16 protein-coding genes are annotated in these 23085 nt (G+C 58.5%); 10 read left to right on the top strand and 6 right to left on the bottom strand.

Annotated features, from left to right (window positions below):
- Window positions 1-9 precede the first annotated feature (9 nt).
- Entirely contained in the window at window positions 10-1095 is a 1086-nt protein-coding gene (locus THTE_RS01225; RefSeq protein WP_157731596.1) for a D-alanine--D-alanine ligase family protein, read from the top strand.
- A gap of 58 nt (window positions 1096-1153) precedes the next feature.
- On the opposite strand, the gene THTE_RS01220 is transcribed toward THTE_RS01225, so the two are convergent.
- Both THTE_RS01220 and THTE_RS01215 read right to left on the bottom strand, forming a co-directional pair.
- Window positions 1154-2893, bottom strand: coding sequence for a prenyltransferase/squalene oxidase repeat-containing protein (locus THTE_RS01220; protein ID WP_095413718.1), 1740 nt, complete (start codon window positions 2891-2893; stop codon window positions 1154-1156).
- 153 nt (window positions 2894-3046) lie between these two features.
- Complete coding sequence (locus THTE_RS01215; RefSeq protein WP_168175766.1) at window positions 3047-3865, bottom strand: tetratricopeptide repeat protein; 819 nt, start codon at window positions 3863-3865, stop codon at window positions 3047-3049.
- 241 nt (window positions 3866-4106) lie between these two features.
- Here THTE_RS01215 and THTE_RS01210 point away from each other — a divergent pair, with 241 nt between their 5' ends.
- The 5 genes from THTE_RS01210 to metG all read left to right on the top strand — a co-directional run bounded on the left by THTE_RS01210 (window position 4107) and on the right by metG (window position 10738).
- Window positions 4107-4556, top strand: coding sequence for a hypothetical protein (locus THTE_RS01210; protein WP_095413716.1), 450 nt, complete (start codon window positions 4107-4109; stop codon window positions 4554-4556).
- 105 nt (window positions 4557-4661) lie between these two features.
- Entirely contained in the window at window positions 4662-6065 is a 1404-nt protein-coding gene (locus THTE_RS01205) for a hypothetical protein (RefSeq protein ID WP_157731594.1), read from the top strand.
- 375 nt (window positions 6066-6440) lie between these two features.
- Entirely contained in the window at window positions 6441-6905 is a 465-nt protein-coding gene (locus THTE_RS01200) for a type II secretion system protein (RefSeq protein ID WP_095413714.1), read from the top strand.
- A gap of 318 nt (window positions 6906-7223) precedes the next feature.
- On the top strand, window positions 7224-8432 hold the full coding sequence (locus THTE_RS01195; RefSeq protein WP_157731592.1) for a cobalamin-independent methionine synthase II family protein: 1209 nt from the start codon (window positions 7224-7226) through the stop codon (window positions 8430-8432).
- A gap of 242 nt (window positions 8433-8674) precedes the next feature.
- Window positions 8675-10738 (top strand): methionine--tRNA ligase, encoded by a 2064-nt coding sequence (gene metG, locus THTE_RS01190; RefSeq protein ID WP_095413712.1) that lies wholly within the window; start codon window positions 8675-8677, stop codon window positions 10736-10738.
- A gap of 57 nt (window positions 10739-10795) precedes the next feature.
- On the opposite strand, the gene THTE_RS01185 is transcribed toward metG, so the two are convergent.
- The 4 genes from THTE_RS01185 to rpmG all read right to left on the bottom strand — a co-directional run bounded on the left by THTE_RS01185 (window position 10796) and on the right by rpmG (window position 15238).
- Window positions 10796-11137: a tetratricopeptide repeat protein gene (locus THTE_RS01185; RefSeq protein ID WP_237260178.1), complete on the bottom strand. Its 342-nt coding sequence runs from the start codon at window positions 11135-11137 to the stop codon at window positions 10796-10798.
- Between the two features lie 1060 nt (window positions 11138-12197).
- A complete protein-coding gene (locus THTE_RS01180; protein ID WP_095413710.1) occupies window positions 12198-12689 on the bottom strand; it encodes an ATP-binding protein in 492 nt (163 codons plus the stop codon).
- 550 nt (window positions 12690-13239) lie between these two features.
- Window positions 13240-14988: a single-stranded-DNA-specific exonuclease RecJ gene (gene recJ, locus THTE_RS01175; protein WP_095413709.1), complete on the bottom strand. Its 1749-nt coding sequence runs from the start codon at window positions 14986-14988 to the stop codon at window positions 13240-13242.
- A gap of 79 nt (window positions 14989-15067) precedes the next feature.
- Window positions 15068-15238 (bottom strand): 50S ribosomal protein L33, encoded by a 171-nt coding sequence (rpmG, locus tag THTE_RS01170; protein WP_095413708.1) that lies wholly within the window; start codon window positions 15236-15238, stop codon window positions 15068-15070.
- Window positions 15239-16409: 1171 nt separating this feature from the next.
- Here rpmG and THTE_RS01165 point away from each other — a divergent pair.
- The 4 genes from THTE_RS01165 to THTE_RS01150 all read left to right on the top strand — a co-directional run bounded on the left by THTE_RS01165 (window position 16410) and on the right by THTE_RS01150 (window position 22763).
- Window positions 16410-18128: a GspE/PulE family protein gene (locus THTE_RS01165; protein ID WP_095413707.1), complete on the top strand. Its 1719-nt coding sequence runs from the start codon at window positions 16410-16412 to the stop codon at window positions 18126-18128.
- Window positions 18129-18284: 156 nt separating this feature from the next.
- The gene (locus THTE_RS01160) at window positions 18285-19424 is read left to right on the top strand and encodes a type IV pilus twitching motility protein PilT (protein WP_095413706.1); all 1140 of its coding nucleotides are present in this window, start codon (window positions 18285-18287) and stop codon (window positions 19422-19424) included.
- A 145-nt stretch (window positions 19425-19569) separates the two neighbouring features.
- The gene (locus tag THTE_RS01155) at window positions 19570-21285 is read left to right on the top strand and encodes a GspE/PulE family protein (protein ID WP_095413705.1); all 1716 of its coding nucleotides are present in this window, start codon (window positions 19570-19572) and stop codon (window positions 21283-21285) included.
- A 143-nt stretch (window positions 21286-21428) separates the two neighbouring features.
- Window positions 21429-22763 (top strand): type II secretion system F family protein, encoded by a 1335-nt coding sequence (locus tag THTE_RS01150; protein ID WP_095413704.1) that lies wholly within the window; start codon window positions 21429-21431, stop codon window positions 22761-22763.
- Window positions 22764-23085: the final 322 nt, after the last annotated feature.

Genomic DNA, 23085 nt, shown 5'->3' with positions numbered 1-23085 from the left:
AGGCCACGCATGCGGGTGGTGGTCGTCCATCAGGAGGTGGCCTCGTCAGCCCCGGAAGACGAGCGGGACGTTCTCACCCAAGCGCAGGCGGTGGCAGAGGCCCTTCGTGAGCTTGGACACGAGGCCGTCGTCGTTTCGGCCGGCACCACCCCCGCGGAGCTGCGGGCCCGGATGAGGGAACTCCGTCCCGAGGTGGTGTTCAATCTTGTGGAATCCCTTTTTGGCAGCGACCGCTTCCAGTATCTGGCTGCCCGGGTGCTGGAAGAGCTGCGAATACCCTTCACTGGCAACGGTTCCCAGGCCCTGTTTCTCACGGGTGACAAGCGGCTGACCAAAATCTTCCAGGCAAGGGCAGGCGTGCCCACACCTCGGTGGATCTGTAACTCCGAGCTTCCCCAAGACACAGGTACGCCGGGAGACGCTTGGCTTGCCAGATGCCTGGAGGAATTTCACGCGTTGGGGCAGCCGGCGGAGAATTTTCCCCTTGGAGCATTTTTTTTGCTCAAGTCGGCCTGGGCCCATGCCTCCGCCGGTCTGGTGGAAAGCCTGTGGGAAGCGAGCACGGTCGAACAACGGCAAAGAATCCAGACCGCGATTGCCGAACGCACGGCCGCCACCGGAGAACCATGGTTCGCTGAGGAATACATCGACGGCCGGGAGTTCAACCTTTCCTTGGTGGGTACAACCAGTGGCCCGGTGGTGTTGCCGCCGGCGGAAATCGATTTTTCCGCTTTCTCGCCGCAAGACTTGCGGATCGTGGGTTATCGGGCCAAGTGGGATCCTGATTCGTTCGAGTATCGCTCAACTCCCCGGCGGTTCAACTTCCCACCCGACGACTTGCCGCTTTTGCGGCGACTGAGCCAGACCGCCCTGGCGTGCTGGCAACTGTTCGGCCTGACGGGCTATGCCCGCGTTGACTTTCGAGTCGACCGCGAGGGCATACCGTACGTCCTTGAGATCAACGCCAACCCGTGCCTCAGTCCAGATGCAGGATTCCCGGCTGCCGCAGCCGAAGCGGGCTGGTCTTTTCCCCAGCTCATTGCCCGGTTAATCGAGGACGCCCTTTCACGCGCCCGTGCCGAAAAAAGCGGCTGAGCGCAAGGGGCCAATTACGAGATTGTTTACTCACGGGTTGGTTGACCAGCCGATTCGCTCACAAACCGGGAAATACGTCTTCGCCGTAGAGGGGCATGTAGCGGTAATAGACTTCGAGGATCATAACGGCCATGGCGGTGGTGTAAAGCCGACCACCCACCCGGGAATGCGGGTCTTCGAAATACCAGCTTCCCGCCTCGTGTCCCTGAGTGGCCTGAGTCTTGATGAGAAACTCCCGCATGGTCTCGTTCCAGCGTTTCCAGTCGGAACCGCCCCAGTGCCGCATTACCTGGGTGGCATAATAGTCGTAGTAGAGATCGGTTTCGGAAGGCCCCCATTCTGCCAGATGGGCAATGCCCCGTGCGAGAGGCGGATGCTGCCGGGGCCAACCCGCGTACATCCGGCAGAGGAGGCCGATGGCGGTGGTGCTGTGCCGCGGATTGCGATCCTGATACCCGTAAAGGGCTCCTTCCTCGCTGGCCACGCTATCCAGAAATCGCTGGGCCGCGTAATGCACGGAGCGATCGACTTTCAGCCCTGCCATCTCGGCGCTTTTGAGGGCCATAAGCTGCCACCCGGTCACTGTCGTGTCGCCGGGTTCTCCCGGCCGATAACGCCATCCGCCGCCAGTCTTATCCTGCGCGTATTCGATGAATCGGATGGCCTCCTGGGCAGGTTGCTGCAAAGCCGGGTCTTTGGTCATGGCGAATGCTTCGCACAGGACGATGGCCACCAGTCCCTGCGCATACATGCCATTTTTCATACCTTCCTGGAAGTCGAGTCCTTTGTCGGTCTGCCGCCCGCGGCGAAGGAGGTAATACAGGCCCCGGTGAACCGTATCAATATACGGCCCGGTCCGGTGGGTGTATCCGGCGCCGAGAAAAGGCAACAGGGCGAGTGCCGTGGCAGCGGTGGTGCTCGGCTCCGTTCCCGGATTGCGGCAGTATCCCCGGCAGGAATGAACCTTCAAATCAAATCGCCAGGATCCATCTTCCTCCTGATGGACGGCGATCCACCGCAGACCACGTTCGACCGCCTCTTCACTTTCGGTCGAGCCATCTCTCTGGATGGCTAGTTTTGCCCGCATCTCCGGCGTCCGGCCTTCCAGACCACCTCCGCTGGGACGGTCCAAATGCGATAAGTAGTCCGGCTCCTTGTTACCCCAGGGGCGAGCAGGATCAAGCGGTCCGGTGTCTCGCTCGCCCGTGGTAACGCTCTGCTCATTTCCTTCCTCCTCCCCCAGGATATTCACCGTCGCCGGGGTCAGGGCGAAGGACTGTTCTGTAACGAACGAGCGCTCCTCAGGCCGTGTCTCCAGGATGAGGTCGCTTTCCAACAAGGGCGAGTTAACCGGCAGATTTGCCGTGGCCAGCAGACTAATGCCGCTAAATCCCTGTGGTGTTTGAATCATCCAGAGAGAGAAAACGACCAAAAGAACGGCGTGGACGACGGCACTTACGAGGAAACTGCTCAGCCCGCGACGCCACTCGAGTTTGGAGGGGATTAATTCTCGAAGCGTCGCCCTTTCTTCCCCGGGCAGCATGGATTGAATTTGTTGGGATTCGACAAGGCGGGCGGGTTTGGCAAGCGGGACGCGAACGGCGGTCCAGCGATGCTCTGGCGACTGATCTTGCCCGGCCGATTGTGCAGATTGATGGGACTGAGCCTGCCCTTCTGGAAAAACCACCTGAGTCGACTCTGGCGATTGTTTTGATAGTAGGGCGGACTCTTCAGGCGAGGGGCAACCGGCTGGCTGAGCATCACCCTCCGGCTGTCGTCGCACCTTTTCCTCGCCCATGACGCGCACTCAAGCCTGCAAAAGATAGAAAACCTGGGATACTTCGAGAAATTATATCACGGGATTGGGCGGCTCCCCCGGAGAGGTAGGCACGACTCTTTTGGGAGCAGTTTCCACGGGCAGACCCCCCTTGCGCGAACCCGGCAACGCCACCTACCGTCGCAACATTTCCTGTCCCGCCATGCGGGTCATTTCTCCCTGGGAAAGAGGCTGCGGGGCCACCGCACGGGGCGATTGTTGAGGCTGAATTTGGGCCATCAGCCGCTGGGCCTCGGCCTCATTGCCCGCCTGGGCGTAGCACTCGGCCGCCAACGCAAGATACGGGTTCGATTCTCCCGCTCTCTGAGCTGCTTGAAGGTACGTCGCAGCGGCATCCGCGTAGCGGCCCAGCATCCGATAAGCCTCGCCAAGGGCAGCCAGTTGCTCGGGGGGTTCATCGCCCGGTGAGTATCCCTGGAGAATTCGTTGCTGGACGGCCAGAACCTGCTCCCAGTCTCCCTTGGCACGATAGGCCTGAGCAATCCAGTGGAGAGCGTCACGATCGTCAGGGCGAACTCCCAGCGCCCGATAAAATGCGGCCAGGGCTTCGTCGGGGCGATTCCGCATGAGAGCGATTCGCCCCTGGATCAGCCACGCCGTGGAACTTTTCGGGGCCACCGCGATGGCAGATTGGGCGTGCCGTTCGGCCTGATTCAGTCGGCCCAGTTCCACCAGAAATTCCGCCATCTGGACATGGAGATCGGGATTCTGCGGGGCGGTGCTCAAAGCCATCTGGAGCTGCTGGAGGGCCTCTTCCCGTTTGCCGCATTGCCAAAGGACGCGGGCATAACGTGCCCGGGCCTCCACATCATTGGGGCAGGTACGCAATGCCTGGACGAGGAGCCGGTCGGCCTCTTGAAGGTCTCCCCGCTGCAGGGCATAGTGCGCTTGCTGGCTAAGCAGGCGACTTTGCTCAAGCAATCGGGTGGCCATCAACTCCCGATGCATCAAGCGGCACCCCGACCCCGCAAGCAAGGCCGAGGCGATAACCACCAGTTTCGCGCACCGGGTACAATAATGCATAAGGGTTGGCGGACTGTGAGCGTCTCCGGAGATTCGGATAACCGTCCTGGCGATGTTACCAATTGTTGTCCACCGGCCATAGGCCATCTTGGAGCAAACTCACCATACAAACCAGGATAATTGGGAAGAGCAGGAAAACTGGATCAGAACCATGCCAGCCGAGTACAACAATCGGGGGATTCGTTTTCAGTATCCAGAGAATTGGCGGGTGGAAGAAGACGATTTGTGGACCGGCCGCCATTCCGTCACGGTCTATAGCCCGGAAGGGGCCTTCTGGTCTGTCAGTGTTCATCCGCGGGATACCGATCCGCATAAACTCGCCGATGCTGCTGTTCAGGCGATGCGGCAGGAGTACGACACCCTGGAGGTGGAGTCATCGCCCGTGACTATCGGAAACCGGCAACTGATCGGTTACGAGATGAACTTCTTCCATCTCGATCTCATCTGCACGGCTCAGGTCCATTGTGTCCGCACCGAACAGGGGACCTACGTGTTTTTCGCCCAGGGCTGGGATCGCGAGTTCGAAAAGTATGCCGCCGTCTTTCAGGCCATGACCACGAGCTGCCTGAGTTATGTGAAAAAACTGTCGTATTGGGATTGAAATCTTTCAGTTCTGGTGGAAGGTGGGAGGGTGTCCAAGCGTGTGACGCCGCGTTGTCCCTCAAACGGCGTCCAGACGGGTCAGTCCTCAACCGGCAAAGTTCAGATGGATCGTTGCAGTGAAAAGCCCCAGCGTGTGCCTCCCGCAAATTGGGCAAGCTGTTTTCTGGCGGGTCTTTCGGCTGTTTGGTTGCTCCTGAGTGCGGGCGAGATATCGGCCCAGGGTCCCGGTGCGGACGTCTCCGGCCGGCGATACCCAGGGTTTCCCATCGACGACGGGCGACTGCTCCAGGCCGGTCTTCACAAAATCGCGTCCTCTCGATTGACGCTTTACACGGATCTGCCCGTCACTCCAGAAATCGACGAATTGGGACGGGTTTTCGATGCCGCTTACCCGCAGTGGTGTGCGTTTTTCGCCATTGCACCCGATAGCCGCCCCTGGAAGATGACCGGCTTTTTGATGAGAGATCCACGACCTTTTCGCGAACTGGGCGTGCTACCTTCCTGGCTCCCGCCGTTTACCAACGGATTTTCTGTGGGCAATGTGCTGTGGATTTACGAACAACCCAGTGCGTATTATCGCCGTCATCTGCTGATCCACGAGGGCACACACGGATTTCTGCGAGCGCATTTTGGCGATTGGATTCCTCCCTGGTACAACGAGGGAATCGCCGAATTGCTGGGAACGCACTTTTGGGACGGCCGCACGCTCCAGTTGGGCGTTGTTCCCAAATCCCGCGATGAGGTGCCAATGTGGGGCCGAATCAGGATCGTCCGGGACGCAGTGGCCCAGAAACGGCCCTTGTCGTTGACCGACATTCTGAACTTTGGGCCGACGGCCCATCGCGATCTGGAGCCTTACGGCTGGTGCTGGGCTGCCACGGCGCTTTTTGCGCACGATCCCCGCTTTCAACCCGCCTTTAAAAAACTACCGCCATTTATCCAGCGGGGAAACCTTCAAAACTTCAACGAGAATTTTTTGAGACTATTAGGCCCCACCTGGAAGACTGCGGAGTATCAATGGCTGATCGTCCTGGCGGACCTCGATTACGGATATGATTTCGAGCGGACCGCCGCCGACTTCACACCCGGCTCGCCGGTCCTGACCGGCGGAAGCGCGGTCCGCGTCGAAGCGGGAAAAGGATGGCAAAACGCCGGGCTGCAACTGGAGGTCGGCAAGCGCTACCAACTGACTGCCACCGGGCGTTTTATCGTGGCCCAGGACGGAGGCCCGTGGGAGTGCGAGCCTCAGGGCGTGACCATCCGCTACGTGCGCGGTCATCCCCTGGGAACACTGCTGGCGGCCGTTGTGCCTGTCGGGGATTCTCCACCACGACCCGGCGCGGAGCTCAATACCCGCGGGAGTTTCTTTCAGCCAATCGCTGTGGGGCGAGGCTATGTGCTGACCGCCGAACGAACCGGGACGCTTTTTCTCCGAATCAACGATAGCGCGGCTGAGCTGAGCGACAATTCCGGGGATATTCTCGTCAAGGTTCTCCCTCTTCCCTGATCAGCGCCTGCCCCGTCGGCGATTTTCATCCCACCGCCGAAAAGCCAACCTTCCCTGCCCTTGCCACGCTTGCCGGACGTTATCCCCCAGATAGCGGTTAGGGATCGGCCGCAATATCCGCTTTGACCGATTTATCCGTTTTCCCACGTGGGAGTTTTTCGCTGATTTTCCTTTTCCTGGACTTGCTTATTTGCCTCCGCGCAAAACGTAATCTATGGTCAATCAGAGCAGTAAACCTGCTGAAGGCTCCGGCATCCAGAGAGTTGAAACGCAGGGCCGGGAAGGTTCAAGTCAAAACTGTCAGAACAACGCGTTTCACGGTGAATCAAGCGGAACTAACGCGTTAACCTCAAGACGATTTGGGAGGTTTCAAACATGTCCCCACGTTTCCGAAAAGCTTTCACGCTCATCGAGGTTCTCATCGTGGTGGTCATCATGGCCATTCTGGCGGCCGTGATCATTCCCCAGTTCGCATCGTCCACCGCAGATGCCAAGCGGAGTGCCCTGGAATTCAACATGCACACCCTGCGCTCGCAAATCGAGCTTTATCGCGTGCATCACGGAACGTACCCCCAGCTTGTTAACAACGATCTGCCCCAGCTTTATAACGCCACCAACGCGGCGGGTGAAATCGGCACGCCGGGTCCCAATTACCCCTATGGCCCATACATCACTGGACAACTGCCCGTCAATCCGTACAACAACAGTAACACTGTGGTGCCGGTGAGCACCCCCGGCCAGAAGCCCACAGGCGTTGTCGCCGGAGGCGCGGGATGGCAATACGACGCCACAACGGGCGCCATCTGGCCCAACAACCCCGAGTATTACAGCTCGCCGTGATTCTCCTTCGCAGAGCAGCTTTGACATGAGCCACACGCTGGGTGGGGCGAAAGAAAAATTTCGCCCCACCTGTTTCTTTTCTTGTTTAGTGCCGTCCACCCTCGGTGGGTTGGTTTTCGTTGATCGGCGAGAACCTCGCACATTTGCACGATTGCGTGTTCCGGGCCATCACGAGAGCGGCCGTCTGCCTCACACTGTTGCACATCGGCAAGTTTACGACTAAAATGCCAGCACCAATTGACAGAAATTGTTGAAACGCTGGCCCGATTAACAGGCGTCGGCCCAAATGGGTGCCTTTTGATGGGAGGAGCACGCACCATGTTCACCGTCACCAAAGACATCATGTTGCCCTGCACGACGACAGGTTCGTTTCCCCGGCCACGGTGGTTCGACGTCAGCATGTGGGGGCGGCCGCTGGATACCTGCATGATGGACGTGCGATTCCGGGAGAAGTTTCAGGACGCGCTGGCCGTCGTCGTCAGTGACCAGGAGCGCGCCGGTCTGGACATCATCACGCACGGAGATTTCCACTGTGACGAAGATTTCGCCGGACGGTCCTGGCATCATTATCCGCTGCAGCGGTGGAAGGGCCTGGAAGGGGATTATCTCCAATCCGAGGAGACACGCTCTCCATGGTTGCGTTATCCTCCGGGAACACTGCTGCATGAAATTTACACAGGCTGGCGCTGGCCGATCGTCGTGGACAAGGTGGAGCATCGTCCTTTGGATTATCCGAAGATCTGGCGGATCACGCAGGCCAAGACCCGCAAGCCCGTCCGCTTCGGCACCTGCTGTTCTCAGGTCATGAGCCTGTTCCTGGACATCCATACGGATAAGTACAAGGACAAACGGGAACTCATCTGGGATCTGGCGGTGGCGATGAACAAGGAGTTGCGAGCCCTCCGCGATGCCGGCTGCAAATGCATTCAGGTCGAGGAGCCCTGCTTCCACTTCATGGCGAATTCGCTTGGCAAGGACCACCCCGATGTCCGCTTCATGCTGGAAGCTTACAACCGCGAAGTGGAAGGACTCGACGACGTGGAGATCTGGATCCACACGTGCTGGGGAAATCCCAACATGCAAAGGGTCATGGAAGACACCAGTTACGCGGCATCTCTGGAAATGTACCTGTATGAGGCGAAAGGAGATGTCTGGACGGTCGAGATGAAGGACCGCAATTTCAAGGATATCGAACTGTTCGGATCACTGAGCAAGGGATTGCCCAAGAAAATCGCCGTAGGCGTGGTGAGCCATCGCACCCTGCAGGCCGACCGCCCCGAGGAGGTGGCCGCCGAGATCCGTCGCGCCCTTAAATACATCCCGCCAGAAAAACTGGTCATCACCAGCGACTGTGGCTTTGGGCGACAGGGATGCAATCGGGAGATCGCCTTCTATAAGGCCGCTGCGATTGCCCAGGGCACCAACATTGTGCGGCGGGAACTGGGGTTGCCCACCACCTACGTTCCGGCCGCCGATCCCGCCCTGCAAATCGACATCGTCCCGAAAAAGTCGGCCACCACTTCCTGAATCCGCCGTGTCTCCCTGGACCGGATTCGCTCCTTCAGGCAGGCCACCGCCGACACAGCGGTGGTTTTTCTGTTTTGCTGCTTCCATTCTTACAAAATCACTTTCCCAGCCTGCGGCGCGTTTGGTCAAAAACCCACTCCCGCCCTGGCGGGAGGCGGGATACAATGCGGGTTTTGGGTTTGCGGTGAAGCCTGCAACAACCGATTTGCGTCATTCCTGGGATGGAAACAAGCGAGAACGCAATGGCACGACGGATCCTTGTAACCAGCGCCTTACCTTACGCGAATGGGCCCATCCACATCGGCCATCTGGTGGAGTACATCCAGACGGACATCTGGGTGCGTTTTCAAAAGCTGCGCGGTCATCGATGCATTTACATCTGCGCTGATGACACACATGGCACTGCCATCATGATCTCCGCGCGCCGGGAAGGAATTCCCGAGGAAGAATTCATTCAGCGGATGTACACCGCCCATGTCCGAGATTTTGCAGGCTTCGATATCGAATTCGATAACTACGGCAGTACCCACAGTCCGGAAAATCGGGAGATGTGCCACGTGTTTTGGAAGGCACTCCGGGCCGCCGGACTGGTGGTCGAGAAAGAAGTGACCCAACTCTTCGACCCCGTCGCAGGAGTTTTTCTGGCCGACCGCTTCGTGAAAGGCACCTGTCCCAATCCGGCGTGTCGTGCTCCCGATCAGTACGGCGATAGCTGCGACAAGTGCGGGCACACCCATAGCCCGACGGAACTCATCGATCCAGTCAGCACAATTTCCGGGGCCAAACCGGAATTGAGAACCGCCCGGCATCTTTTTGTGCAGATTGAGAAACTCCACGATTTTCTGGAAGAGTGGACACAGACGGGGGACCACCTTCAGCCGGAAATCGCCAACTATCTCAAAGCGCATTTCCTCAGCGAACCACTGCGCGACTGGGATGTTTCCCGCCCCGCCCCTTACTTCGGCTTCGAGATTCCCGATAGCCCCGGTAACTACTGGTACGTGTGGTTTGATGCCCCGATCGGTTACGTGGGATCCACTAAACAGTGGTGCCGTCGGGTGGGCGAGGAATTGGAGACCTGGTGGCGCAATCCCGAGACAGAAATCCACCACTTCATCGGAAAAGATATCACGTATTTTCACTGTCTCTTCTGGCCGGCGATGCTCAAAGTCGCCGGTTTCAATCTCCCGCGGAAGATTCACATCCACGGTTTTCTCACCGTCAATGGTGAGAAGATGTCCAAATCCAAGGGAACGTTCATTAAGGCGGAAACCTATCTCCGCCATCTCGACCCGTCGTATCTGCGGTATTATTATGCGGCCAAACTGACTTCTCGGGTGGAGGACCTGGACCTTAACTTTGAAGAGTTCGTCAATCGGGTGAACAAGGACCTGGTGGGCAATATCGTCAACCTGGCCAGCCGCTGTGCCCGGCTGATCGAAGGCTCCCCACTCTCCGCCATCTATCCGGAGGATGGCGGCCTCTTCGCGCAGGCAGCCGCGGACGGCGAAGCCATCGCGGAAGCCTACGAAGCATGCGACTTTGCCCGCGCTATACGGATCATTCTCACCGCCGGTGACCGGGCCAATCAATTCGTCGATCGCATGGCGCCGTGGAATCTCAAAAAAGACCCCGCCCGGCAGAAAGAGCTTCAGGATGTCTGCACCATCGGCCTCAACCTCTTCCGGCAACTGGTCATCTATCTTGCCCCGGTGTTGCCGCGGCTGGCGCGGCAGACTGGTGAGTTATTCGGCGATCCGATCGTATCCTGGGACCAGGCCCAACAACCCTTGCTCGGCAGGATCGTAGCGCCCTTCAAACACATGATGCAGCGGGTGCCTCGGGAAAAGCTCAGTGCGGTGATCGAGGAAAGCCGCGAGGAAGACGAGAGTGTCAAGACACCGGCGGGGACAAAAGTTTCGCCATCCACCGGCCAGGACTCCGATGAACCCCTGCGGCAGGAGCCGCTGCTGGAGAACACGATCACCATCGACGATTTCACAAAGATCGACCTGCGCGTGGCACGCGTCCTCGCTGCGGAAGAAGTCCCCGGCGCGGACAAGCTCCTCAAGCTCACCCTGGGTTTGGGCGGGGACGTCAAACGTACCGTTTTTGCAGGAATTAAAAAGGCTTACAAGCCGGAGAGCCTCGTGGGCCGGTTGGTGATCCTGGTGGCCAACCTCGCGCCACGGAAGATGCGGTTCGGCGTGAGTGAAGGGATGATCCTGGCGGCCGGAACGGGTGATGACCAGGTTTTCCTGCTCGCGCCCGATGAAGGGGCCAAGCCCGGCCATCGCGTGCACTGATTCCCCACTCAGCCCGTGGTGCCATCGGCGTCGTGAACCGACTTCACAGTCCGTCGCTCATTGTGCGTACCGCTTTTGAATAGCGGCCACCTGAGCCTGTCGAGCATGCCACATGGCTTCTTCTGCTTCTGCGATCAAGCCCGCCTTCTGGCAGATCAAACTCAGCGCTACAAAACTGAAGGGGTCTTCAGGTTCCAGCTCGCAGACTTTGCGGGCATGCTCCACGGCCTTCTCATGCTCTTCGCGTTTGCTGTAGAAAACACTCAGGGCCGCATGCGCCAGCGCGTAATTGGGGTCCGTCTCCAGCAGTTCGTGGAGCTTCTGAATGGCTCCGTCCAGATCACCTTTCTGCTGAAGCTCAATCGCCTGATCGTACATTTCATCCACACTGACCATCATTGTCCTCCAAAGTTGTGTGCGGTGTCCAACCAACGGAAAAAATCTTTTAAGCCCTGTGATAATCGAATTCCTCCCGGCGTCCATGGACGTCTGTTCCCATTGTATACCGCCGGGTCGCTTCCGCGTTCCCTGTCTCGAGACTGTGGTTGAATTCTCAATAATCCCTGGGCAGGTGCAGCTTTTTTGATCAACCACTTCCAAACGTGCGCGAACGTTTAAGTGTATGGGCAGACCAGCCTTTTGGCCAGGGCCACGTCGGCCGGGCACGCTCGTCCTATCCGACATGACGAAGACGAAATGGATGTTTCCAGCGTTGACGAACGGACCTGACAAGCAGGTCCCTCCGATAGGTCGGAGGGGCACGCTTCTCGTGCCCGGTGAAAGGCGATGGGCCATCAATCGGTGTTCGCTGGACCCGACAAGCAGGTCCCTCCGAGTTGTGGAGTGCGGGGCTTTAGCACCGCTTTCGGCGCGGGACTTCAGTCCCCGATGAGAGGCAATGGATGATCGAACGTTGCACGGCGGACGTGACAAGCACGTCCCTCCGATAGGTCGGAGGGGCACGCTCGTCGTGCCCGGTGAAAGGCGATGGGCCATCAATCGGTGTTTCGCTGGACCCGACAAGCAGGTCCCTCCGTATGCGGTAGGGGCAATTCATGAATTGCCCCTACCATGGGAGAGCTTCGGTGGCTGCGGCAAAACACCGCAAACGCCAAGATTGTGAAGGCTAAAGCCTTCACCGAAAAGCGGCGATGAATCGCCGCACTCCATGAAGTGCGGGGCTTTAGCCCCGCTTTCGGCGCGGGACTTCAGTCCCCGCCGAAGGCCAATGGAACATCGAATGTTGACAAACGGACCTGACAAGCTGGTCCCTCCGATAGGTCGGAGGGGCACGCTCGTCGTGCCCGGTGAAAGGGGAATGGGTCATCATTCGGTGTTCGCTGGACCCGACAAGAAAGTCCCTCCGAGAGGCGGACCCGACAAGCACGACTCTCCGGAAAAGGTCCCCCCGAGATGCTGCCAATCCATAAAAGATTTGGTACCGCGGGGTATCCGCGTTTCAACATGCCGGGCGAGTCCGGTTGCTCTGTGGACGGTTCTCCGCTACCGGCCCTTCGGTTGTTCCATGGTGCCGACAGCGCTCCATCCAAATCACCCGGCCTCCTTCCTTGAAAAGCACGCGATCCATAAACCCGCGGATGAGGCAAAGCCCCCGGCCGCTCGTGGAGTTGATATTCTCCGGCAAGGTGGGGTCGGGTACAGCCGCAGGATCAAACCCCTGGCCCTCGTCTGCCACCTGAAGGTCTATCTTGTGGGGATACAAACGGTAACTGATCGTCACCTTTTTGCGGGGATCCCCGCGATTGCCGTGTTTAATCGCGTTGCTGAGGGATTCTTCCAGGGCAAGATGGACAGCAAAGATGTCGTCCTGATGCCAGCCGGCCTGACGCAGTTCGTCAAGAATCCGCCCGATCACGCGCTGTGCATCCTCGCATGTGCTCGCGATCACGATCTGTTCGCTCCAATCGAGGGTATCGGAGGAGGCCATCATTTGGGCCGCGTTCTTTTGTTACCGAAATCGCGATTATCCATCTTGCCGCAACCTCCTAAAACTCCGCTAATATAGTGTACGCACCATGGCTCCGCCAGAGCGAATCCAAACGATCGGCTGTTCGGCGGTCGGCTGCTTGGGCCACGTGCCCGACCACGATGCACACGTGGTTTGAGTTTCCCCGGCGTGCCACCTTGTCAATTCGACATCCCAAACCCCGCTCGTCAAGCTCCAAAGCGGATGATTCTGCCTGGGGGACGTCTCAGAAAACGACCTCTTTTTTGTCGTGTGGCGTGGAACTGTCGGTCATCCTACCATGAGTGTGCCTGGGGCAACCAGCCCAAAAACGTCGCCCACATGACCGACCGACATGCCGTTTGGCACTGATGACGGTATTTTGGGCCGATTCATGAATCGCCCCCACAAAACACTGCGCTCGTGGGCATGTCATGGTTTTTTGCAAAATGGGGATGGTCGGTCGGACGAAACTTCAGACACCTTGCCGGGCAACGGCCGTTTCGACGAATTGCCAGACAGATGGGCCCGTCTATCAGCGTTCCTCAGGCCGACGCCAGTCCACCACATGGAGTTCGACCCGTCGTTGACCTTGAAACTCGGTGATGACAGGGCGGAACGCCAGATCAAAGGGCTGACCGACAGGCAACTCGGCGATCCGCTCCCCTGCTCCAAAGGCCACCGCCCGCATAACCGTCCCGCAGTGCTCCACGCGGAAGATAAGGTGCTGCTCACCTTTTCCCACCGCCCGGGGTGATTCCACCAGCGTGACATTCTCGCAGCACAGGACCGGCCGGGGATTGCCTTCGCCGAATGGCGCCAGCCGCTCGATTTGTTCCACCACATCGAGGGTGAATACCCCAAGAGGAAACTGGCCATCGATTTCTATCTCGGGCGGATTGCTGGCGGCATCGAAATGTTCGGCCACATACTGGCAGAATTCATGTCGGAAGGCAGCGATGCGATCCTCTTCGATACTGAGCCCCGCCGCCTGGGAATGCCCCCCAAATCTTTCCAGGTGGTGAGCACACGCCGCCAAAGCCTGCTGAAGATGCAGCCCGGGAACGCTCCGTCCGGACCCCACCGCAGGTCTACTGCGGGTCTTGTTGAGCGCAATGAGAATTACCGGCCGATGAAATTTTTCGGCCAGTCTCCCGGCCACGATCCCGATCACTCCCTGATGCCAGTCGGTATCTGCCAGGACAAATGCCGGGTCATTCTCGGGATCGCACGTCTCCTTAATCTGCCGCAGCGCTTTGAGATAGATGCTCTGCTCGATAGATTTTCGCTGGTCATTGAGGCCGTTGATATATCGGGCGAGTTCCTCCGCACGGGCGGGCTCCTCCGTGATGAGCAGTTCCACGGCGAGGGCGGCCTGGCCCAGTCGGCCCACCGCGTTGATCCGCGGCGCGAGCTGAAAGGCAATCCATTCGCTGTCCGTCCGTCCATTCTTTCCCGCGGGTGTGACTTGCTGAAGGAGCGAAAGCCCGAGGGGAACCCGCTGCCGCAAACTCGTCGTGCATCCGTAATGGACGAAGATCCGATTCTCATCATTGAGGGGCACGACATCGGCCACAGTTCCGACGGCCCCCAGGCCCACCGCTTCGACAAGGAAGTCCCTCAATGGGGCACTCGCCCGCTTTCCATTTCCCGCCCTGCGAGCCAGAGCCCAGGCCAACTTGAAGGCCACGCCCGCCCCGCTTAGCCAGGGAAACGGATACGCACCCCCCGCCGCCCGAGGATGGACAATGGCGGCCGCCTCCGGCCAATCCGGTCCGGGTTCGTGGTGGTCGGTAATGATCACTTCCATACCCAGCCGACGGGCGTGGGCCACTTCCTCCCGTGCTGTCACCCCGCAGTCCACGGTGACAACCGTTTTCACTCCCCGGCCAGCCAACTGCTCCAGCGCAGCGGTGTTCAGCCCGTAGCCCTCTTCCAACCGGCTGGGGACGTAGTACTTCACATCGGCCCCAAGGAGTTTCAAACACTTCCACAGGATCGCGGTGCCCGTGATGCCGTCGGCATCGTAATCGCCGTAGACAGCAATCCGGCGGCCCGCCTGAATATCCGCCCAAAGGAGATCGGCCGCCTTCTCGCAGTCCGGCAACAACTCAGGAGGCCGCAACCTGTGCAGGGTAGGTGAGAGAAATCGCTCCGCGGCTTCCGGATCGCGGATACCACGGCAGAGAAGAAGTTGGGCGATGACGGCCGGGACGCCAACTCGACGCGCAAGGTCTGCAACCGCCCCCTGGTCGTGCGGCTGAATCCGCCAACGCTTTTTCATCGCCCCGGCTCCTCATTCCAGCCTGAGAAATCCCCACGAAAGGGACAATCACAGCGGCGGGTCCGAGGCCACACCATTTTCACTTCTTCTTTTCAACGTGCCAGGTGTGCCGCCGGCAACGAGGGCAAAATTTCTTAAGACGGAGCTTTTCGCCACCAGGCTTGCGTCGCAGAGCGTAATTGTAGTCGTTCGTCTCTTCACACACCAAGAAGACAACCTCTGCTTTCTTCTTTTTTCCGCCTTTGGCCATCGTTCAACCTCTCGCTTTCAAGATGTTCGCATCACCAGCCTTTCGAAGCCGGGCACCCCGAATGCCAGTACGGTGACCGCTACTCGGCTGTGCCACGCCCGTGGACAGATCGGCTGGTCGGTCTCCGCCGAAACTGCTGAGTTGCTCGAAAACGATTATTGTACCCGCCAGCGACGAATTGAGTAATGCCGGGTCCTTGGTGGCCGACCCGGCTCTAGAGAGTATTTGGCGGCACCTTGGACGGAAGGGGCAATTAATGAATTGCCCCGACCGACATGCCGTTTGGCCCTGGTGAATGTATTTTCGGGGCGATTCATGAATCGCCCCTACGCCATCGCAGCGCCCTTTTCCGGAGGGACCCGCTTGTCGGGTCCGATGAACACCGATTGATGACTCATGCCGCTTCACCGGGCACGACAAGCGTGCCACTCCGAAAGATCCGTCGGAGGGACCTGCCTGTCAGGTCCGTCGTTCAATGTTCGATCGTCCATCGCCTTTCACCGGGGACTGAAGTCCCGCGATGAAAGCGGGGCTAAAGCCCCGCACTCCATGGAGTGCGGCGATTTATCGCCGCTTTTCGGTGAAGGCTTTAGCCTTCACAATCCTGCCGTCGATCCGAATGGAAACGTTCGACCGGCCGGGTGGAAGCCGTTCCTCCAATCCATCCAATGGAAGGACGCATTCCACGGTCCGCTTTTCCGACGCTGGATAAACCATGCCGCTTCATGGGGCACGACAAGCGTGCCCCTCCGAAAGATCCGTCGGAGGGACCTGCCTGTCAGGTCCGTCGTTTGACGTTGGATCATTCATTGATGTTTAGCCAGAACTGAAGTCCCGCGATGAAAGCGGGGCTAAAGCCCCGCACTCCTTGGAGTGCGGCGATTTATAGCCGCTTTTCGGTGAAGGCTTTAGCCTTCACAACCCTGCCGTCGATCCGGATGAAAACGTGTGACCGGCCGGGTGGAAGCCGCTCCTCCCATGCGTCCGGTGGAAGCGGCCAACTTTCACGTCGGCCGTTCAACTGCGTTTCCTGGCGGCAATTGTCAGTCGGCATGTCCTGGCGGATTTTGTTACGTCTCGTTGTTGACATGAACAATGCCGACGGGTACCGTGGAAATGGGGAGTTCTGAAAATATAGTCCAGACCTATTCCAATTTGGGAGGCTTGTCCCATGGCCGTGAAACGCCGTGCCGATTACACCGACTTGCTCGTCCAACGGGGCATCGTGAGTGCCGACCAGCTCGAAGAGGCCCGCGAATTGGCAGCCCAGTCCGGCATGAAATTACCGGATGCTCTCGTCCGCCTGGGATACGCCAGCGGCGAGGAGGTTATGAAAGTTCTCGCCGAACAGCATGGCCTCCAGTACATCGACCTGTCTCGTACGTCCATTCCGCCGCATGTCATTGAGCAGGTGCCGGAATCGGTGGCCCGTGAGAATGTGGTGATTCCCGTGGCTGAGGAAGATGGCCAGCTCAAGGTGGCGGTCAGCGATCCCGACGACTTTGCCACGTTCGATAAGCTGCGCTTTATTCTCAACAAGCGCATTGAGATTTGCCTGGCGCCCCGAGAAGCAATTCAGGAGGCGATCAACCGCTATTACGGCCAGACGTCAGGCGAGAGCCGTGACACGATGATCACCGAAGTGACAGACACGGCGATCGACTTCACTCAGGTGGATACCGACGTGGGGACCGTACAGGACGTGGACGAGTCGAGTGCTCCCGTCGTGCGGTTGGTACACCTGATTATTTCGGAGGCGGTGCAGCTTCGGGCGTCGGATATCCATATTGAACCGTTCGAGGACCGCGTTCGCATCCGCTACCGGATTGACGGATACCTCGTCGAGCGGGATAATGCCCCCCGCCGTTTGCTCGGTGCTATTCTGTCACGCATCAAAATTCTCGCCAAGATGGACATCGCCGAGCGGCGTCGGCCGCAGGACGGTCGTATCAAGATGAACATTGGCGAGAAGCAGCTTGACCTGCGGGTGAGCATCCTCCCCAGCACGTGGGGTCAAGCTGTGGTTATGCGGATTTTGGACAAAGACAATATCAAAATTGGCTTGCGCCAACTGGGATTTTCCGAAGAAGATTACGTCAAATTCAAACAACTCATCAAGCGGCCGAACGGAATTATTTTGGTGACGGGACCCACCGGTTCGGGGAAGACGACCACCCTGTATGCGGCCCTCAACGAGCTGAATACTCCCGACCGCAAGATCATCACCGCGGAGGACCCCGTGGAGTACTACCTGCCGGGGATCAATCAGGTGGAGATCAAGCACGAGATTGGACTGGATTTCGCGCGGGTCATTCGCGCCATGCTGCGGCAGGCGCCGAACGTGATCCTGGTCGGCGAGATGCGCGACCTGGAGACTGCCCAGATGGGTATTCAGGCGTCTTTGACTGGACACCTCGTTTTTAGTACGCTACATACGAACGATGCGCCCAGTTCCATTACACGCTTGATCGATATGGGGGTCCCCGCCTATCTGGTGGCAAGCAGCGTTGTGGCGATCATGGCGCAGCGGCTCGTGCGGGTCGTGTGCGAGCAGTGCAAGCAACCCTATCAGCCCAGCGATGCCGTCCTGGAGATGGCTGGCGTGACCCCCGAAATGATGGCCGGCGCTACCTTCTACCGAGGCAAAGGATGCAGCCGCTGTAACGGCACGGGCTACCGCGGTCGGATGGGCATCTTCGAATTGATGATCATGTCCCCGAAGATTCGGGAACTTACGTTTAAGAACGCCCCCGTAGCAGAAATCCGCCGTGTAGCCATCCAGGAGGGGATGAAGACCCTCTACATGGACGGACTCCAGAAAGTTCTCAAGGGAAAGACAACCTTGGAAGAGTTGCTCTCGGTGGCTCGTCCGGAGGAAGAACTCCGCTGATTTCCCATCAGCGCTCACAGCGCCGCTGGTTTGGAGTGTTACCGCATTCTGTGGTATCGGGCGGCAGAATAATTCGTCGGGGGAGGGTTGTGTCGGTGCTGTGGTTCAACAGGGCCAGTCAAATTACCAGGTACCTTTTAAGAATCGAGGCGGGGTATGTCACAGCTTCAAATCGACAAGCTTCTCAACACCGTAGTCACTCGGAAGGCAAGTGACCTTCACATTACCGTGGGGCAGCCGCCTGTTCTTCGCATTGACGGCCGACTGGTGCGGCTGGAAACCAAGGTCCTCGAACCTGAGGACACGGTCGCCCTCATGAAGAGTATCACCCCCGAACGGTGCCAGCGGGAACTCCAGGAGGTGGGAGGATCCGACTTCGGCTTCGCCTTCGGCGATAAGTGCCGGTTCCGGGTGTCGGTCTTTAAGCAAAAGGGCTATGTGGGGATGGTGCTTCGGCAGATCCCCAACCGGTTGATGTCTTTTGAGGAGTTGGGCACGCCGCCGGTCTTCAAGGAGCTTATCATGCGGCCGCGGGGCCTGATCCTGGTGACCGGCCCAACCGGCTCCGGTAAGTCGACGACTCTTGCGGCGGCCATCGACTATCTGAATAACAACGTGGATCACCACATCATCACCATCGAAGACCCCATCGAGTTTTATCACACCCACAAGCGATGCACGGTGAACCAGCGGGAAGTGGGGGTGGACGTGCCGAGCTTTGCAGAGGCCATCCGCCGGGCGTTGCGACAGGACCCGGACATCATCCTCGTGGGTGAAATGCGTGACCTGGAAACCATCGAGGCCGCCATCACAGCGGCCGAAACAGGCCATATCGTGTTCGGCACCTTGCACACGACCGGGGCCCAGGGAACGGTCAACCGAATCATTGACGTCTTTCCCACCAACCAGCAGGAGCAGATCCGAACCCAGCTTTCGACGTCCATCATCGGCATTTTGTCCCAGCAGTTGCTGCCGCGGATTGGTGGGGGACGCGTGGCGGCCTACGAAATGCTCGTGGTGACCCCCGCTATTGCAAACCTCATCCGCGAGAATAAAACTTACCGAATCAACTCGGCCATTCAAACCGGCCACAAGCTGGGGATGCAGCTTCTGGATGATCACCTCTTCCGGCTGTGGCGGGATGGAATCTGCGAGAAGAAAGAAGTCCTCCTCCGGGCTAACAGCCCGGATGAACTGGCAGCGCGAATTGCGGCGGCCGAGCGGGGAATCCTCGAAGACGAGGAGGAAGCCCGGCGGCGCCTGGAACGGGAAATGGCCCAAAACGGGCGAAAATAAGCAGTTATCGGCATTTGGATAAATACCGACGGCTGGCTAAGATAGAGTGTGGACCGGGAAGATAAGTCTTTCCGGCCGATCAGGGATTGTCTTCGTCGGCGATTTGGTCAACTGAAAACGCATAGCAGGATAGCAGGACAAGCGGATGGCTCTTCGGCGGATCGGTCAAATTCTCGTGGACCTGGGCTTCATCACGGAGTCCCAGCTAGAAATGCTCCTTGAGGAGCAAAAACAGCACAAAGGGGAACTTCTCGGTCAGATTGCCATTCGGATGGGTCTGATTAACGAGGACCAGCTTGCCCAGGCGCTGGCGGAACAGTTCAACCTGCCAGTGGTCCAGCTCAACGAGCTCACCATCCCTCCGGAGGTCCTCAACCGCATCACCGAGCCGATGGCTCAGCTCTACAAGATCGTGCCTATCTCTTTTAACGACAACACATTGACAATTGCAATGTGCGAACCCCAGAAGCTGTCTGTGATTGACGAATTGCGGAGCTTTTTGGGGTATGAGATTCGGCCGGTGGTCACCACCGAGCGTCAGATCAATCAGGCTCTTCAGCGTTATTATTCCGGCACGGAAAGTATTGAAGGAATCATCGAGGAACTGGAAAAAGATACCGAGTTGGTCAAGGCGGCGCAGAGTTTGGAACAGGACGGGCCCATCGACCTGAGCAGTGTGGAGGCCCTCGCGGAGAGTGCCCCGGTTCGGCGACTTCTCAACATGGTGCTCCTCATGGCCATCAAGGAGCACGCCAGCGACCTGCATTTTGAGCCGTTCGAGAACGAGTTCCGGATCCGCATCCGCTCCGACGGCGTGCTCTACGAGATGGTCCCCCCGCCCCGGCATTTGGCGTTTGCCATCACGACGCGAATCAAAGTGATGGCCAACCTCGACATTGCCGAACGCCGCCTCCCGCAGGACGGCAAAATCCGTCTCACAGTGGGTGGCCATCCCGTCGATTTGCGGGTGAGCGTCCTGCCCACCATGTTTGGGGAGAGCTGCGTGCTGCGGGTTCTCGATAAATCCGTGGTGATGCTCGACCTCAATCAGGTGGGGATGGATCCGACGACGCTGGCCCAGTTTCGGGAGGTCATTCACCGGCCGCACGGTATTGTGCTGGTGACCGGCCCCACCGGATCGGGAAAGACAACCACGCTTTACGCGGCGCTGAACGAGCTGAACACCATCGAAGACAAGATCATCACCACCGAGGACCCGGTGGAATACACGATCGATGGCCTTGTGCAAATTCCGATCGATCCGGAGATTGGAAACACCTTTGCCAATCTGCTTCGCGCTATTTTGCGGCACGATCCGGATATCATTCTGGTGGGTGAGATCCGGGACCTGGAAACGGCGGAGATTGCCGTGCAGGCCGCGTTGACCGGGCACATGGTGTTCAGCACCCTGCACACCAACGACGCACCCAGTTCGATTGCCCGGCTCCGCGACATGGGCGTGCCGCCGTTCCTCATCACGGCCACGGTGGAAGCCATTCTCGCCCAGCGGTTGGTCCGCAAGATTTGTCCAGAATGCCGGGAACTGACCGTGCCCAGTACGGAGGCCCTGGCGGACCTGGAAATGACGCCCGAGGACGTGGTAGGAAAAACGTTTTACCGCGGTCGCGGCTGCGCCAACTGCAACAACACGGGGTTTAAAGGCCGCACGGGTATTTTTGAGCTGATGCCCATTACCGAGGAAATTCGCGAGCTCATCCACCGGGGAGCCTCCACGGAAGAGTTGCGAGACGCCGCCATCCGCGCAGGCATGAAGACGCTGCGGCAGGACGGTTTGGAAAAGATTTACCAGGGCATTACCACGGTGGAAGAGGTTGTTCGGGAAACGACGATCGAAGCGTGATCGCAAATTGGTTTTTTGTGGTTTGAGCATCATCTGAGCGAGCAGCAGCGAATAATAGGAAAGGCACGCGAGTGGGAAAGAGTCGGATCGGCTGAGTTGGGCCAGGCGGCTTGTCCCCGGCCCTGCAGTGTGAGGACCAGGCCATGCCGAAGTTCCAGTTCGAAGCAATGGACGCCACCGGACAGGAGATCCGGGACGTCATCGAGGCGGCAACCCAGGAGGAAGCCGAACAGACGATCCGCCAGATGGGCTATTACATCACGCGGATCGCCCCGCAGAAGGAAAAGAAGGAAAAGGCGGCCAAGGCCAAATCCCGCAAGACGTTCTCCATCGGTCGGGTCAATGCCAAGACGCTGACCACGTTCACCAAGCAACTTTCGGTACTTCAGGACGCCGGCCTGCCGATTTTGCGAAGTCTGAAGATTCTCGAGGCCCAGGCCAAGCCCTCCCTCTTTGGAAGCCTCAAAAACTGCCTCATCGACGTCATCGAAGAGATCGAGGGTGGGGCGACGCTCTCCGAGGCCATGGCCAAGGCTCCCAAGGCGTTCGACCGGCTGTACGTCAACATGGTGAAGGCCGGTGAGGCTGGTGGTGCTTTGGAAGTCATTCTCCGCCGTCTCGCGGAGTTTCAGGAACGCTCACTCTGGCTGAAGCGAAAGGTCAAAGGCGCGCTCGTGTACCCGATCGCCGTGATCGTGTTCGCGTGCCTCATTTTGACCTTCATCATGATCAAGATCGTGCCTCAGTTCCAGAAGATCTTCGAGGAATTCGAGACCGATCTTCCTGTTCCCACGCAGATTTTGATCAACGTGTCTCAGACCGTCATCCACTGGTGGTTCCTCCTGCCGGGGATTCCGCTCGGCATCTGGTTATTTATCAAGCTGATGAACATGTTCCCGTACTGTCGCTTCGGATGGGACCTGTTCAAATTGCGGCTGCCGATCTTCGGTCAGCTTGTGGAAAAGAACATCATCGCGCGAACCACACGAACGCTGGGGACCCTGGTGGCCAGCGGTGTGCCCATCCTCGAGGCCCTGACGATCACCCGGGACACCGCCACCAATGCGGTGTTTGAGCGGTTGTACCAGCGGGTGCTCGACGCGATTCGGGAAGGAGAAACCATTGCCAAGCCGCTGAAGGACAACGCGCGGCCTGGCTTCCACCCCATTACGGCGTTCTGGTTCTTTTTCTTCCTGGGTGGACCGATCGGCCTGCTCCTGTACCTCACCCGCTGGAATAACCCCATCATGGAGGATATCGCCATCAACATGGTGGACGTGGGTGAGGAGACCGGTGAGCTCGACACAATGCTGTACAAAATTGCAGACAACTACGACGAGGAAGTGGCGATCATCACCGAAAGCCTCCTCAGCCTGTTTGAACCGGTGCTGATCATCGTGCTGGGATGCATGGTGGGATTCATCGTGATCGCCCTCTTCCTGCCGTTGATCGCACTGATTCAGAAACTGTCCGGTTGAGAAACAGGGTCTTCCCAAGGAAGACCGGCACGGAGGGACGACTCATCGGGCCAGCCAGCAACCGATGGTGCCGGGGCAAGGGCACCTTTCAGGTCGGGAGATTGTGTTCAACTTTGCAACACGGCGATCTCGCTGGTGCACGGGTAAAAGTTCTGGCGTCTGCCGAACGCCACGAGGTAACAGGACGATTTCCCACCAGAATTGTTCAGCGGTTACGCGCTTGTTCAATCGCTCAAGAAAGAGCCGGAGCAATCACACCTCGCGATCGCGCGTTTTTGGAGAGATAGACGGCCTGAAAAAGCAGTGTCCCTTACAATGATCG

The sequence above is a fragment of the Thermogutta terrifontis genome, from assembly GCF_002277955.1.
Taxonomy (GTDB): domain Bacteria; phylum Planctomycetota; class Planctomycetia; order Pirellulales; family Thermoguttaceae; genus Thermogutta; species Thermogutta terrifontis.
The sequence above is the reverse complement of the archived record's forward strand: the minus strand, read 5'-3'. Positions and strand labels throughout refer to the sequence as shown.

Excerpts from the sequence above, each read along its gene's own strand:
- THTE_RS01225 (WP_157731596.1), top strand. The coding sequence starts at position 10 with ATGCGGGTGGTGGTCGTCCATCAGGAGGTGGCCTCGTCAGCCCCGGAA.
- THTE_RS01220 (WP_095413718.1), bottom strand. The coding sequence starts at position 2,893 with ATGGGCGAGGAAAAGGTGCGACGACAGCCGGAGGGTGATGCTCAGCCA.
- THTE_RS01215 (WP_168175766.1), bottom strand. The coding sequence starts at position 3,865 with ATGGCCACCCGATTGCTTGAGCAAAGTCGCCTGCTTAGCCAGCAAGCG.
- THTE_RS01210 (WP_095413716.1), top strand. The coding sequence starts at position 4,107 with ATGCCAGCCGAGTACAACAATCGGGGGATTCGTTTTCAGTATCCAGAG.
- THTE_RS01205 (WP_157731594.1), top strand. The coding sequence starts at position 4,662 with ATGGATCGTTGCAGTGAAAAGCCCCAGCGTGTGCCTCCCGCAAATTGG.
- THTE_RS01200 (WP_095413714.1), top strand. The coding sequence starts at position 6,441 with ATGTCCCCACGTTTCCGAAAAGCTTTCACGCTCATCGAGGTTCTCATC.
- THTE_RS01195 (WP_157731592.1), top strand. The coding sequence starts at position 7,224 with ATGTTCACCGTCACCAAAGACATCATGTTGCCCTGCACGACGACAGGT.
- metG (WP_095413712.1), top strand. The coding sequence starts at position 8,675 with ATGGCACGACGGATCCTTGTAACCAGCGCCTTACCTTACGCGAATGGG.
- THTE_RS01185 (WP_237260178.1), bottom strand. The coding sequence starts at position 11,137 with ATGATGGTCAGTGTGGATGAAATGTACGATCAGGCGATTGAGCTTCAG.
- THTE_RS01180 (WP_095413710.1), bottom strand. The coding sequence starts at position 12,689 with ATGATGGCCTCCTCCGATACCCTCGATTGGAGCGAACAGATCGTGATC.
- recJ (WP_095413709.1), bottom strand. The coding sequence starts at position 14,988 with ATGAAAAAGCGTTGGCGGATTCAGCCGCACGACCAGGGGGCGGTTGCA.
- rpmG (WP_095413708.1), bottom strand. The coding sequence starts at position 15,238 with ATGGCCAAAGGCGGAAAAAAGAAGAAAGCAGAGGTTGTCTTCTTGGTG.
- THTE_RS01165 (WP_095413707.1), top strand. The coding sequence starts at position 16,410 with ATGGCCGTGAAACGCCGTGCCGATTACACCGACTTGCTCGTCCAACGG.
- THTE_RS01160 (WP_095413706.1), top strand. The coding sequence starts at position 18,285 with ATGTCACAGCTTCAAATCGACAAGCTTCTCAACACCGTAGTCACTCGG.
- THTE_RS01155 (WP_095413705.1), top strand. The coding sequence starts at position 19,570 with ATGGCTCTTCGGCGGATCGGTCAAATTCTCGTGGACCTGGGCTTCATC.
- THTE_RS01150 (WP_095413704.1), top strand. The coding sequence starts at position 21,429 with ATGCCGAAGTTCCAGTTCGAAGCAATGGACGCCACCGGACAGGAGATC.